The 15851-nt window shown below is 46.0% G+C and carries 5 protein-coding genes; all 5 read left to right on the forward strand.

Annotation, left to right across the window (positions count from 1 at the left end; genetic code table 11):
- The first annotated feature begins 108 nt into the window (after positions 1–108).
- Positions 109–7611 carry a fibronectin type III domain-containing protein gene (locus NSQ20_RS14820; RefSeq protein ID WP_340032857.1) on the forward strand — a complete coding sequence of 2501 codons (7503 nt, stop codon included), beginning with the start codon at positions 109–111 and terminating at the stop codon, positions 7609–7611.
- Positions 7612–7738: 127 nt separating this feature from the next.
- On the forward strand, positions 7739–8449 hold the full coding sequence (treR, locus tag NSQ20_RS14825; protein WP_076249494.1) for a trehalose operon repressor: 711 nt from the start codon (positions 7739–7741) through the stop codon (positions 8447–8449).
- Between the two features lie 173 nt (positions 8450–8622).
- Positions 8623–11961, forward strand: a complete 3339-nt coding sequence (locus tag NSQ20_RS14830; RefSeq protein WP_340032858.1) for a DUF5107 domain-containing protein — start codon at positions 8623–8625, stop codon at positions 11959–11961.
- A gap of 51 nt (positions 11962–12012) precedes the next feature.
- Positions 12013–14352, forward strand: a complete 2340-nt coding sequence (locus tag NSQ20_RS14835) for a beta-galactosidase (protein ID WP_340032859.1) — start codon at positions 12013–12015, stop codon at positions 14350–14352.
- A 361-nt stretch (positions 14353–14713) separates the two neighbouring features.
- A complete protein-coding gene (locus NSQ20_RS14840) occupies positions 14714–15694 on the forward strand; it encodes a glycoside hydrolase family 5 protein (RefSeq protein ID WP_340032860.1) in 981 nt (326 codons plus the stop codon).
- Positions 15695–15851 lie beyond the last annotated feature (157 nt).

The following is a 15851-nucleotide window of genomic DNA, read 5'->3' on the forward strand; positions in this document are numbered from 1 at the left end:
GTTATAATCAAGAAAAAATGACACTTGTTAGGGGAGGCACCCCAACTTAGGACATCGTTCCTTTGTTGGGGTGCCTCCTTTTTTTTGTGCCAAAAAGGAGAGTAGACGTTGAAGAAATCAGGAAAACGTGTGAAGAAACAAGCGGAACAATTAACCAAAGTGGTGCTGGCATTTGCGTTATTATCACCTCAAGCCCTGTTGCTTGAATGGGGTGCAGCCACGGTAATGGCTGAAACGGTTGAAACCATCGGGATTGTATCCGATACGTCCAGCATGAAGGCTGTACAGTCCTCCAAGGTGAAAGTGGAGATGAACAGTGACGGTAAATACAGAATTGTATTACTACCAAACACAAATGTATTTTACGGTGGTGATACAGGGAATGTATCCACCATTATCGACCATAATGGATCACCCGTGAACTTCAAAACATTGCCGCTTAATTATTACCGAATTAACAATAATGTGATTGAAATGTCCCGGCAAAAGGACAATGTCGAATATATTTTGCGTGTATCTATCGTTAATGCTACCTCACAAGGTGGATACATGAAGGTTGAACTGGAAGCCATCAACCGCAGTGGATCGGCACTGAATTTGGGTGGAACATTTTATTGGGATACGATGGTGAATGGCAATGATGCATCTCCGTTTGAAGTCATCGAGAATGGATGGCGCAATTACAGCGGCGGCGTTCAGGTCACGGCTTTTTATGCGAATACGTACAATGTTGTGAATGCAGATCGCATATACATGGGACAGTACAGCGGTCCGGACAATGCGCAGCTAACAGGGGGTTCTTCACCTTCGTCATTCACTACAGGGCAGACCGTTACGGCGAGTGATACAGCTGCGCAATTCTGGTGGAATGCCAAAGCAACAGCGAATCAGGCTTCACGCAAATTTTCAACGATCGTGGGAATCGGCCCTCAGAACGTTCCGCCTTCATTTACACTAACGGCTCCTTCTTCGGGGCAAACGTATTACAAAGGCGAGCAACTTCAGATCTCTGGTACAACGCGAGATACGGATGTAGGAGACCTATTGACCGTGAAATGGTCCATTGATGGTGGGTCTGAGAACATTTTGACCCAGATGACCGCGACGGGTTCAAATCAGTCTTTCAACACTAACTACACATTGCCTGACACCCTGCCAGATGGTACGCACACATTGCAAGTATGGGTCATGGATGACAAAGGTGGAGTGTCCTCAGCAGGAACCGTTAACTTTACGGTTAGAAGTTTTGTTGTGCCTGGAACGCCGACTTATACACTGGTTAACCCTAATAACTTGACGGTCAACTGGGATAAGAAGGCCAATGACGCCTCTGTTACATATGAGCTGAAGAATATGACCACGAATCAGATCGTGGATACAGGTGCGTCAAACAGTCGGCAGGTGACAGGGCTCACTCCGAATACCAGTTATTCTTTTGCTGTACGTGCCAAAAATTCAAGTGGTTCCTTCACGGGGTACTCCAGTCCATCCACCAAATATACATTGGCGAATCCACCCGCTGCTGCGGCTGTGACACAATCAGGCAACTCTGTTACAGCGAGTTGGAATAATAATGGAAATCCTGCGGGCGCTCATTACAAAACGGAAATACGCAGTCCAGGTGGGCAAGTCCTCGCAACGGGAACAACAACTTCCACACGTACAGAATTTGCCCTGACCGGACTCGCGGACGGAAAATATGAAGTTTTTGTGGCGGCACTGAATGGTGAAGGGATACAGACCCCATTTATATCCGCTGGAGAGATGATTAAAGATACAACGGGTCCAACTGCTCCTTCCGTTACAGTCACTCCATCCTCATGGACCAAGGAAGATGTTCTCATCACGGTTGAAGAAGGAAAGGATGCCTTGAGCGGAACTCAGAAGACTGAAGTAAAAGTTGGTCCGGCAGGAGAATGGCGTGAATACAGCGCTCCGTTTACCGTAAGCAGTGAAGGAAACACAACTGTTATGGCACGCAGTATTGATGCGTTTGGTAATACAGGACAGGAAACGGCTGTGACAGCCAGAGTAGATCGGACGGCACCAACGCCACCTGTCATCTCGCTGAATCCGCCCGATTGGACAAAAGCGGCGGTAATCGTGACATTAACGGAGGGTACGGACGAAGCGAGTGGCATTGGTCTGACACAATATAAGCTGGGAAGTGAGGGAGAATGGATCGACTATAAGGCTCCTCTTACACTAAGTGAAGAAGGGATAACTGAGATTTACGCACGAAGTGTTGATCGGGCCGCCAATGTCAGTGCTTCCACTTCGGCAACAGCCAGAATCGACAAGACTGGGCCTGAGCAACCAACGATTGCGTTAAGTGAAGAGGATTGGACGAATGAGGATGTAACTTTTGCAATAAACAGTGGTGAAGATGCGGGCAGTGGGCTTGCCAAGAGCCAATATCGACTTAACAAAGAAGGTCCCTGGATCGATTACACGGGCGAAGTGACGGTTACCGATGAGGGAGAAACGATCGTATATGCACGCTCACTTGACCGTGTAGGCAATATAAGCACGTCCGCTCAGGCTACAGTTCGAATTGACACGACAGCTCCAACCGAGCCGGTGATTAGTTTAAGCCCTTCTGGATGGAGTAAAGAACATGTGCAATTCACTATCGCTGGAAGTGTGGATGAACAAGCGATATCCTATGAATACAGCATGAACGATGCTCCTTATATTGCAGGCAATACGGGTACAGTAAGCACAAACGGCGCTACCACCATTCGGGCTAGAGCAAGGGATACTGTTGGCAATGTAAGCAAGGAAGTGAGTCGAATCGCCTATGTGGATCAGATGGCTCCAACGATTACATTTGCACCGAACGGACATGCTTGGACGGATATAGATATATCCACTACCATTCAGTATGCCGATGACCACTCAGGCATTCAGGACCGGGAACGATTCTATCAAGTTACGAACAGTGCAGAATCACCGGAGCATTGGCTTGAAGCTCGCTCTGACCAGCATAAAATATCCATCGAATCGGAAGGTATATGGTACATCCATGCGAAAACCATGGACAGAGCAGGGAATACATATGAGACAACATCATCACCTTACCTTATTCAACGCAAGCCCCAGCAACCGACTCATGTGAAAACGACACAGATCGCTGAGACTTCAGCTGAACTTACAGTGGATTTGCCAACTGGGGAAAGGTATACCGATGGATATCAGTATGAGATAACGAATAAAACGACAGGACAGTCATGGACACTGGATTATCCTAACCACAGTATAATCGATAACTCCCTAAGCGGTGGTCAGGTCTATGAATATGAAGTTAGAGTGAGAAACCATACCGGAGTAAGTGATGCAGTAAGTGTTCAAGTATTAACTACCCCGGCAGCTCCCGGAACGTTGCACGTTAGAAAAGTAGATTCACAGCCCAATTTGGCCGAAATTCATTTTGATTCAGTACGAGGAGCAGATGCTTACCGCATCATCGCGACTACTTCGGACGGTGCCACCGTATTTGATCAGACGGTATCTGATCCTGGCAGCCTTCCCTATGTTAGCAACCTCGTTCCAGGAACCATTCATAACATTTCGGTAACGGCAATGAATGAAAGTGGAGCAGGTGGTAGCAGTAGAACCGGATTTCTCACACTGCCGGCAATGCCCGGAGAATTTATGGCCGTTCAAATTCAGGAGCATGATATTTCATTAGAATGGCAGGCAGTGACTTCTGCAACGTATTATGGTCTTTCACGTGATGGAGCAGCCATATATGAAGGAGAGCAGACGGAGTATCTGGACTCGGGTCTGGATAGCGGAACGGAGTACAGCTATACGTTAATTGCCGGAAATGAGACAGGAACAGGACCGTTGGCAGGATTACCTTTGCTCAAGACTTTACCTGGGCAAGTGTCCGGCTTACAGGTATCCGATGCTTCCACAGCGAGCCTTCGTCTGAATTGGGAAGCAGTACGAGGAGCCGATCGTTATGAGTTATGGTTGAATGGAGAGATGTCGGGAACGGTTTCTGCCGGAACCCAAGAATGGGTCTATGCGGGACTGAGTTCAGGAACATCTTATCAACTGGATGTACAAGCAGTGAACGGAAGTGGACAGGGGATACGCAGTTCGGTATCAGGAACAACACTACCGGAGAGCCCGTCGGGAATTCACGTTGTTCAAGTAACTGAACAGGGAGCAATCTTGAGCTGGGAGCCTGTAGCTGGGGCAACGAAATATCGGGTGGTCATCGATGGACAGAGCCATGAGATATCAGATACACAACTCGCAGTTCACCACCTGTCAAGCAGTCATGAGTATACCTATGAAGTACAGGCGGGCAATGCTGCCGGGTACGGTGTATCTACCAGTAGTACAATTCTTACGCTACCTAGCAGGCCGGAAGGACTTAATGTCACATCGACTGGTGAGACAAGTATGGGACTTGCATGGCAAGCTGTAGATACGGCGAATCTCTATATTGTGAAAATCAATGGAACAGAAATGGGCAGAACATCAGAACTGGCCTACATGCTTGAGGGATTGTTGCCAGGTACAGAGTACGCTTTGGAAGTTCAGGCTGTGAATGCTTCTGGATCAGGTGAAACAGCTCAGCTCATCCGATTGTCCAAACCTGTGTCGCCTGCCGAAGTACTTGTTGATTCAGGAGTACATCATGCAAAAGTTTCCTGGTCTGTCGTGGAAGGTGCCGCTGAATACGTGATTGAGCAGAATGGCAAGGAGATCTATAGAGGAATGGAGAATGAAGCAACGATTACAGGGCTCCAGGATGGGACGTGGCATCACTATCAACTATGGGCGGTCAACAGACAGGGAACTCGTTCTGAAGGGACGGATGTATCTCTGCTGACTTTGCCTGAGAAACCCGTTAAGGTTGCAGTATATGATGTGGCAAAAAACAGCCTAAGTCTGGATTTCAGTAACACTGGTGTCCAAGGGGCAGATCATTATGTCATTGAACGGGATGGAAGAGAGATCGCTCAGATGGATTCAAGTGAACCCCAATTTGTAGACAAGGATCTGTCGCCAGGAACGAAATACACTTATGTAATTCGGGCAGTCAATGCGAGTGGAACGAGTGCGCCGCTTACTTTCAGTGTAATGACTCAAACGTTGCCATTGGTTGCAGAAAGTATCACAGTGAAAGCCGGAACACATGCGGTGGATCTGGCTTGGGATGTTGTTCAGGGAGCGGCTGCATATGAGATTCGTAATCAGGTAACGGGAGATGTACAGAGCGTGTCTGAACCGTCTGTACATCTCAATAGCATGCAGGATGGCACAGCATATGAATTCGAACTTGTTGCGATTAATGAAGATGGTCATCGGTCAGAGGCTATTCAGATTCAGGTTTTAACGAAACCCATCTCACCTCAGACGGCAGGCATAACACACATCACAGATAAGACTGCGGTATTGGACCTGACTGGAAGCTCAACACGGGGAGCAGAGCAATTCATCATTATGCGGGATGGTGTTGAAGTCGCTAAGGTTCCAGCAGATCAAGCTTCATTTGAAGATGATGGACTGACACCAGGAGAGCATTACACGTATACCATCAAAACATCCAATGCAACGGGAGAGAGTGATTCCGGTTTCGAAGTTCACTTGCGAACGTTGCCTGCGATCATTCATGAACCTTTACATGCAAGCAAGATTGGGGAAAAAGAGGGATTGATCTCTTGGCCAAAGGTACAAGGTGCGGAGGGATATACCATACGTATCGGAGATCAGATGTTCACCACGATTGAAGAAGGGGATATCACAGAGGTGAGATTAACTCATCTGGAGAGTGCAACCCGATATGATCAGATACAGATTATTCCTTATAATACGGCTGGTTCAGGAAGTCCAATGATCGTGACTCCTTTTTACACCTTGCCTCATGTGGATTCACTGGAAATGAAGATATATCCGGAGACAGATCACGCCAAACTGGAATGGGACTTCCCTTATGGGAAAGAAACTTTCGTTATATTACTGGATGGTACAGAAGTATACCGAGGCAAACAAAAAGAGTTTATTGTTGATCAACTGGATGCAGGCAAACAGTACTCGATTGAAATCTACACAGAGAATGATCAAGGAGATGCATCGGAGAAGCTGGCGTATTCCGTTCTGACCAAACCAGTAGCTCCTGTCAAAGTAGAGTTTAATTCAGCGAAGGATCACATTCGTCTTCTATTGGAACAGAGCCGGATCGAAGGTGCCGAGCAGTTTATCATTGAGCGTGACGGTGTAGAGATTGCTCGTGTTCCTGCAGACGAACTGTTCTATGACGACAAGGAACTCGAACCGGGCGTGAACTATATCTATACAGTGAAGGCCATGAATGCCTCCGGCAGTAGTGATGGTGGTTATTACCTTCATGCAATGACTTTGCCTGGTAGTGCTGCTTCATCTCCTGTAGTAGAGGGGCGTTCCATGTATGGTGCAGACATTGTATGGGAACTGATTCCTGGTGCTGGGGGTTATCGAGTTTATCGAAACGAAGAGCTTGTGGGAACAACAACGGAGACATCCATACATGTGTCTGAATTAAACAGTGCCGAGCGTTATACTGACTTTGCAATCGTTCCATTTAATGAGGCAGGTGAGGGTGAGGCGCTCCAGGTTCCGGAATTCGAGACGTTGCCTTCCGAGGATCTGACAGTTGCAGCCGTAGCGCAAGGCACAAGTGCGATTAAGCTAACTTGGGAACTGGATTCAATAAATGAGGTGATTGTGATCACCCATAAAGATCGTGAGATCTACCGTGGCACGCAGCGCAGTCATGTATGGACAGGACTGAATGCCGAGCAGCATTATGAGGTGGAAGTATGGACGGAGAATTCAGCAGGTGAAAAAAGTGAAAGAAAACGGGCAGCAGCCATGACTTTTCCGTATCCACCATCCTCCTGGAGCGGTGGCGGTGCAACCCCGAGTCCAAACGGTACATCGGAACAAGCCGATGAGGTGAGTTCACAACCAGAACCGTCTGAGCAGCCTGATGTACCTGTGAAAAAAATTATCAAATTTATTGATATCAGCCAAACATTCAATAAAGATCAGATCACCTGGCTGGCGGAACAAAATATCATTCAAGGTGTAAGTGAAACTCGCTTCGAGCCACGCCGTCCGATCACCCGTGCGGAGTTCACTGCATTAATCGTGCGTCTGATGGGTGTGGACACAACGGTTAATGAACAACATGGATTTCAGGATGTGAACGATGAGGATTGGTTTGCTCCTGAGATTAAGGCAGCCGTTCATCATGAGATGGTTCAAGGCATGGGGAACGGCAAATTCGCTCCACATGCGCTGGTGACACGGGAACAGGCATCCAAGATTATAGCAAATGTTGTTCGTAAAATCAGACCGGAACCGCTGACTTCCCCAAGAGCGTTTACCGACCAGACTGATGTATCTGATTGGGCCAAAGAAGAAGTGCAGGAACTTGCAGGTTTGTACATGATTACCGGATATGAAGACGGCAGCTTCCGTCCCATGCAGCACTTAAGCAGATCCGAAGCTGCAGCGCTGATCTTCCGTTTAAATAAGCTGATTCAAGTTATGGATGCGAACCGTACAGATCAAGTGGAGAAAGCGTCAGCGTTTGATCGTCATATCTAGATTGAATTGATTCTTACATGTGATACTGCAATCATCGGCAGTAACGACATTACCGCTTGATTGGTTTTTAATGCTATAATGGTTGCCAATATGATAAAAAAAGGGTAATGAACAATGGTGATGAATAATGAATAATAAATTTATCCGGATATATGAAGATATTGCAGATCGTATTCGGACCGGAGAGATTGAGGCAGGGACGTTACTTCAATCGGAACTGGATCTATCGGAAAGTTATCAAACGTCTCGAGAGACTATTCGCAAAGCATTGAAAATGTTGTATGAAGAAGGTTATATTCAGAAGATTCAAGGCAAGGGCTCGATTGTACTGGATATACGCAAGATCGATTTTCCCATCTCAGGTCTGGTTAGCTTCAAGGAATTGGCCAAAAAAATGGGACATCGTGCTCAAACGTATGTGAAGGTTTTTGAGGAGCAACAGGTGGATCAGGCGTTGCACAAAAAAATTAACTTTGGCCTGAATGAACAGGTCTGGGAGATCAGACGTGTGCGCAAAGTGGATGGAGAGCATGTCATACTGGACAAAGATTATATTAGCCAGCGGCTTGTTCCTGGGCTCAGCAAAGAGATCTGTAATGATTCCATCTATCAGTACATTGAGCAAGAGCTGGGGCTTTCGATTTCGTTTGCCAAAAAAGAGATTTTGGTGGAAGAACCCACCGCAGAGGACAGGGAACTACTTGACCTTGAAGGTTTCCACAATGTAGTTGTGGTGAGGAGCCAGGTGTACCTGGAGGATGCCAGTCAATTTCAGTATACGGAGTCGAGGCACAGACCGGACAAGTTCAGATTTGTGGATTTTGCACGTCGCAGATAAGTTAATCAAGATCGATTAGAGAGTACCTTTCACTGCTTTATTGAGTGGATAGGTGCTCTCTTTGGTTATGGGGGAATCCGAAGATCGTCCATCAAGAACCGCTTAATGTCAATGTTCTTCCTGCATGTCGGAGCGTATGATCACAATATATACGAGGCCGAGGAGTGAGGGAATTGAATCACGTGACAGCGAAATCAAATGTTCGCATATGGGAAGAAACCAGAGATATTCCAACCTATGGTACAGGTAAACCGGACAAAAATCCGATGTTTCTTGAAAAGAGAATCTACCAGGGGAGTTCGGGTAAGGTGTACCCGCATCCCGTGATCGACAGCATTGAAGATGAGGCCAAAATGAAGTCGTATCGATTAGTTATTCTCGAAAATGAATATGTACGTATCGAGATGATGCCCGAACTGGGTGGACGGATCTATCGTGCGCTGGATCGGACCAACAACTACGATTTTGTATATTATAACCGGGTGATTAAACCTGCGCTCGTGGGTCTGGCAGGGCCATGGATTTCCGGAGGAATTGAATTCAACTGGCCACAGCATCATCGGCCCAACACGTTTGGTCCAGTCGATTATACATTTGGCAGTAATCAAGATGGAAGCGCTACCGTGTGGGTGGGTGAGATTGACCGCATGTATGGTACCAAAATGACCGCTGGCTTCACATTACATCCCGGCAAAGCCTATCTTGAAATCCATGCTGAGGTATACAATCGTACCAGCGCACCTCAAACTTTTCTATGGTGGGCCAACCCGGCTGTAGCTGTCAACGATCATACGCAATCCGTGTTTCCACCTGATGTAACGGCTGTGCTGGACCATGGAAAACGGGACGTATCCCGCTTTCCCATCGCAACCGGTACCTATTACAAGATGGACTATTCTGAAGGTGTGGATATCTCGCGATACAAAAACATACCGGTTCCAACATCCTATATGGCGTATAAGTCGGATTATAATTTTGTAGGGGGTTATGACCACGGGGTTCAGGCGGGTTTGTTGCATGTAGCCAATCATCATATTTCTCCGGGCAAGAAGCAATGGACCTGGGGGAACGGGGAATTCGGGCAAGCCTGGGATCGTCAGTTAACGGACGAGGATGGACCTTATATTGAATTAATGACCGGGATCTATACCGATAATCAGCCTGATTTTACGTGGTTACAGCCTTATGAAGCGAAATCATTCTCGCAGTATTTTATGCCGTATAAAGGAATTGGTATGGTCAAAAATGCAACGATTGATGCAGCGGTTAATCTGGAAATGGACGAAACGACCGGAATGGTAACCGTGATGGTATATGCGACGTCGGTTTTTGAACAAGTGACCGTTGAAGTGATAGGACCAACCATGGTATATCTCCACGAGAGATGTAATATCTCACCTACGGAACTATATAAATCTTCATTCCCGTGGAGCGGACAAGATGAATGGCATCAGGTGAAGTTAAGTGTTCGAACTGTGGAAGGAAAAGAACTTGTGGCCTATCAGCCTGAACGTACTGAGATCCAGGAAGTTCCAGATCCGGCCACACCACTCCCGCTACCATCCGAGATTCGTACGAATGAACAACTATATCTGGCGGGTCTTCATTTGGAACAATATCGGCATGCCACGTATGAACCGGAACCTTATTATCTGGAAGGTTTGAAGCGTGATGCAACGGATATTCGTCTAAACATAGCGTATGGCACATTGCTGCTGCGTAGAGGGTTGTTTCAAGATGCAGAGAAGCATTTCAGACAGGCCGTTCAATCGCTGACATGGAAAAATACGAATCCATATGATAGTGAAGCTTTTTACCAACTCGGTCTAAGTTTGAAATTACAGGGGAAACAGGAAGAAGCCTACGCAGCCCTGTATAAAGCCGTATGGTCTGCACAGTATCAGGATACAGGTTATTACATGCTTGCTCAGATCGATACGGGGCAACATCGGTACATCGAAGCTTTGGATCACATCGAACGTTCGCTGATTCGTAACACCAGAAATTATAAGGCTCGCCATCTGAAGGTGGCTCTGTTACGTAGATTGGGTCAAAATAAACAGGCCATTCAATATGCGCGTGAGACATTGGAACTGGACCCGGTTGAATTTGGAGCTGCACATGAATTAGTCCTGATCTACAGCGGAGCAACTGCACCTTCAGAGAGAGAACAAGCGGGGCAAACACGTGAGCATTTCCATCGTCTGATGCGAGGAGACGTTTATAATTATCTGAATCTAGCCGCAGACTACGCGGATTGTGGATTGTGGGAAGAAGCACTGACGGTACTCTCTTATGTTGAATCCGAAATTGCACAGCCGTATCCTATGGTTGGTTATGTTCAGGCTTACTTGTATCGTCAGCTGGGGGATGTGGAGCAGGCCAGGGAATGTCAAAAGCAGGGGAAAGCCGCTCTAACGGATTATTGTTTTCCTAATACGTTATTTGAATTCATGGTGCTTCAGGATGCATTGGCAGTGGATTCGAATGATGCGCGTGCTCACTATTACCTGGGAAATTGGTTATATGATCATAAACGCTACGAGGAAGCAATTACCCATTGGGAAACTTCACGCGAGGTGGATGCTGCATATTCGACTGTACATCGGAATCTGGGACTGGCTTATTATAACAAGCTGAATCGCCCCGATCTTGCATTGGCATCATTAAAGGAAGCTTTCCGGTTGGATTCACAGGATGCCCGAATCTTCTACGAGTTGGATCAATTGCACAAGAAGATAGGGTATTCCTGCGAGAATCGAGTCAAATTGCTGGAACAACATATGGAGTTGGTTCACCACCGTGATGATCTGTATATCGAGTGGGTGACTTTATTGAATATGCAAGGTAGTCATCAAGAAGCATGGAATGCCCTTCAGACCCGGCGGTTTCATCCATGGGAGGGTGGAGAAGGCAAGGTAACAGGACAATATGTTACGGCACTGACAGAACTGGCAAAGCAAAATCTGGAGAAACAACAACCTGAACTAGCATTGGAGCTGTTGCAGAAGGCATTAGTTTACCCGGAGAACTTAGGTGAAGGTAAATTGGAGGGAGCCGGAGACAATCCAGTTTACTTTTATCTTGGCTGTGCCTACCAGCAACTGAAGAAGAATCAGGTGGCAGAGGAGAATTTCCACAGAGCATCCATCGGTTTGAATGAACCGGCAAGCGCGATGTTTTATAATGATCAACCGCCGGAATCCATCTATTATCAGGGTCTGGCTTGGCAGAAGCTTGGCAATGTGAAGGAAGCAAACCGACGGTTTAACAAACTCATTGACTATGCGGAAAGACATATGCATGATCATATCCGAATGGATTATTTTGCGGTATCTCTGCCCGATTTTCTGGTATTCGACGACGATTTAGATCAGCGAAATGAAGAACATTGCCGGTATATACGGGCATTGGGTCTTCTGGGGTTGGGGCGGATAAGTGAAGCTGAACTTGAGTTGGAGCGGGTACTGGAGAAAAACCCGAATCATCAAGGGGCAATCATACATCGATAATTGATAATCGTTTCAACACATCCCATTTATATCGAAGGAGTTATATAATCCATGAATGATAATATAGCAGGTAGCCATATTCGCTTTATATTGGATGCGGAAGATAAAGAGATTCGTGTGGGTCGCATGACTGGCAGTGGCGGCAAAAGCCCACGAGGGGAATCGTATGATTTTACCAACTATTATATGACTCGTAATGCTAAACCCCATATTCCCGTGGTAGGTGAGTTTCATTTCTCCAGATTCGCTTACTTGCAGTGGGAAGAAGAATTACTGAAGATGAAGGCAGGCGGGGTGAGCATTGTCGCTTCCTATGTTTTCTGGAATTTTCACGAGGAGCAGGAAGGCGAATTCAATTGGTCAGGAAATCTGAATTTACGGCACTTTGTGGATCTGTGTGGCAAACATGAGCTGCCTCTGATCGTGCGAATTGGTCCATTCTGTCATGGGGAAGTGCGTAATGGTGGAATGCCGGATTGGTTATTCAGTTATCCATTTGAAGTGAGATCGAATGATGAAGGGTATTTGTATTATGCCAAGCGATTATATCGTGAGATTGCCCGTCAGCTCAACGGCTGTTTTTATCAGGAGGGTGGCCCTGTTATCGGGGTACAGTTGGAAAATGAGTATATGCACGCTGGCGCACCCATGGATGCCTGGGGGTATACCCGCGAAAAATACGTTACCTCCGGCCGGGATGGACGAGAACATCTGCAGATGCTTCGCCATATTGCCGAAGAAGTCGGTATGAAGCCGATGTTCTATACTGCCACGGCCTGGGGGAATGCTGCGGTGCCTGAAGAAGGAACATTACCGATGCTAGCGGGGTATGCGTACACACCATGGATTCCCAATCAGCCTCCAAGCCGGGAGTATCTGTTCCGGGATCTGCATATGAATCCTGTGGAAGAAGTGGATTATGACAGTCTGGAGTATCCTGCTGCGTATTGCGAGCTTGCTGGTGGCATGCAGGTCAGTTATCACGCTCGTCCGGTTGTTGATGCAGACAGTGTTGAGGCGATGACCATTGTGAAACTTGCGAACGGCAGCAATCTGGTTGGGTATTATATGTATCACGGGGGGACCAATCCAATAGGCAAAAATTCATATATGAACGAGCAGGCATTGCCGAAAATGACGTATGATTACCAATCGCCACTCGGGGAATTTGGGCGTGTTGGTGAATCGTATGACCGCATTCGTACCTTGTCCATGTTCCTGGAAGGATACGGTGAGTTACTTGCACCAATGGGCTGTGTTGTACCGGATGGTCAACATGCGATAACACCGGAGAACACGATGGATATGCGTTGGTCTGTTCGCCAACAAGATGGCTCGGGATTCCTGTTCATGAATAATTATCAGGATCATGTGGCGATGCCTGATCGTGATATACAATTGGAGCTGCATACCAGCAAAGGGACTGTTTTATATCCAAGAGAAGGAACGATGCAACTGAAATCCGGCATGGCAGCCATTCTGCCTTTCCATATGAATCTGAGTGGAATGAAGATCATTAGTGCTACCGTTCAGCCACTGACCCGATTTATGGTAAATCAGGAGCTTACGGCTGTCTTTTATGCCCATGAAGGCATGGCGCCTGAGTATGTTATTGATGCATCATCTGTTACAAATGTGGATATGCCCGAAGGCACTGTTTCAGAGCAGGGGAATGAAGTTGTGATACATCCGATTGCCGGCAAGGACCATCATCTGGGGATTACAACATCGGACGGTATAGCCATACGTATCATTACATTAACCCGTGAAGAGGCATTACATGCCTACCGTTTCCGTGTGGGCGGAGAAGAAAGGCTTGTAATTAGCAGCAGTCATCTGTATGTACAGAATGAGATGCTCCTATGTACATCTGTGGAGCAACCAGAGATGGAGGTATCCTTTTATCCGGCTCCAGAGCATGTTTCAGCTTCGAAATATGCTGTGTCATCCCAGTCGAAGCAGGGAATATTCGGTACGTATACATTCCAAGTTTCGCCTTACGAGCCTGCTGTAGAGGTTGATTATCCGAAAGAGTATGCAGCAACACTGAGATTGGACACAGCGTGGCCGGAACAATTAGATGACGTGTGGATTGAGATTGATTATGAAGGAGACGTTGCAGCAGCACATATTCATCATCAGATGTTAACGGATCATATTCACTATGGACACAGCTGGATGCTTGGTTTGAAGCAATCCCGTCATTTGTTGGCTGATCAGACGCTTCGTCTGTCTATAACCCCAATTCGAAAAGGGACGACTGAGAGTTATGTGAATCAGGCTTATGTGGAGCGGTTTGAGGGCGTGGAGATTGGAAAGTTTAATGAGATTCGTGTGAGACCACAGTATCGGGTTGGGTTGGTACTGACGGGTGTTAGGAAAGATGCTTAGTCAAATCAGGAGTTAAACAACAGATAAACAAGACTTAAACAAGAGTTAACTTTCGTTAATAATACAGAGGGTTCTTTCTCCGAACGATTGTGAGGGGAGGGAGCCTTTTTTGCTGTGTTATGTAAAAACAAATGATTCCTAATCATGGTAAAAATATCTTGACTGGTAAGCGTTTTCAATTTATTATAACTTCATAACCTTAACGATAAAGTTTATTTAAACTAAAAAAGTAACTATAATAAAGTTATTAGTTGTTTATTTTATAACCAAAAAACTTCTATTACCAACGATTTTAGTTAACTTCTTGCCTAGAGCAGGGTTAATTGAAATAAAAAAAACAAATACAGGAGGTTCCAAACGAATGGTTAATCTGAAAAAGTGTACAATCTTCACGGTTATTGCTGCTCTCATGTTCATGGTATTAGGGAGTGCAGCCTCCAAAGCATCTGCTGCTACAGGATTTTATGTAAGCGGTAACAAGCTATACGATTCCACAGGCAAGGCTTTTGTCATGAGAGGTGTTAATCACGGACATTCCTGGTTCAAAAATGATTTGAATACCGCTATCCCTGCAATCGCCAAAACAGGTGCCAATACGGTACGTATTGTTCTTTCGAATGGTAGCCTGTACACCAAAGATGATCTGAACGCTGTTAAAAATATTATTAATGTGGTTAACCAAAATAAAATGATAGCTGTACTTGAAGTACATGACGCCACAGGGAAAGATGACTATAATTCGTTGGATGCGGCAGTAAACTACTGGATTAGCATTAAGGAAGCTTTGATTGGCAAAGAAGATCGGGTCATCGTCAACATCGCCAATGAATGGTATGGAACGTGGAATGGAAGTGCGTGGGCTGATGGTTACAAAAAAGCCATTCCGAAACTTAGAAATGCGGGAATTAAAAATACGCTAATTGTGGATGCAGCCGGATGGGGACAGTTCCCTCAATCCATCGTGGATTATGGACAAAGTGTATTTGCAGCCGATTCTCAAAAAAATACCGTCTTCTCCATTCATATGTATGAGTATGCTGGCAAAGATGCTGCAACGGTCAAAGCCAATATGGAGAATGTGCTGAACAAAGGATTGGCTCTGATCATTGGTGAATTCGGGGGATATCACACAAACGGTGATGTGGACGAGTATGCCATCATGAGATATGGTCAGGAAAAAGGGGTAGGTTGGCTTGCCTGGTCTTGGTACGGAAACAGCTCCGGTCTAAACTATCTGGACATGGCCACAGGTCCGAACGGAAGCTTAACGAGCTTTGGCAACACCGTAGTTAATGATACCTATGGTATTAAAAACACTTCTCAAAAAGCGGGGATTTTCTAATCCGCCGTTGAAACAGGAACACTCTGACGGTTACGTCAGGGTGTTTTTTTTAATAAAATAGTTCAATCTATAATGACTTTTGAATATTTCCGTTTGGTTTTAAAATATTTTGTTTTCAAAATAAAACAAAGATGTTAAACTCGGATTAGGAATAAAA

Source organism: Paenibacillus sp. FSL K6-1122, from assembly GCF_037977015.1.
GTDB lineage: Bacteria > Bacillota > Bacilli > Paenibacillales > Paenibacillaceae > Paenibacillus > Paenibacillus amylolyticus.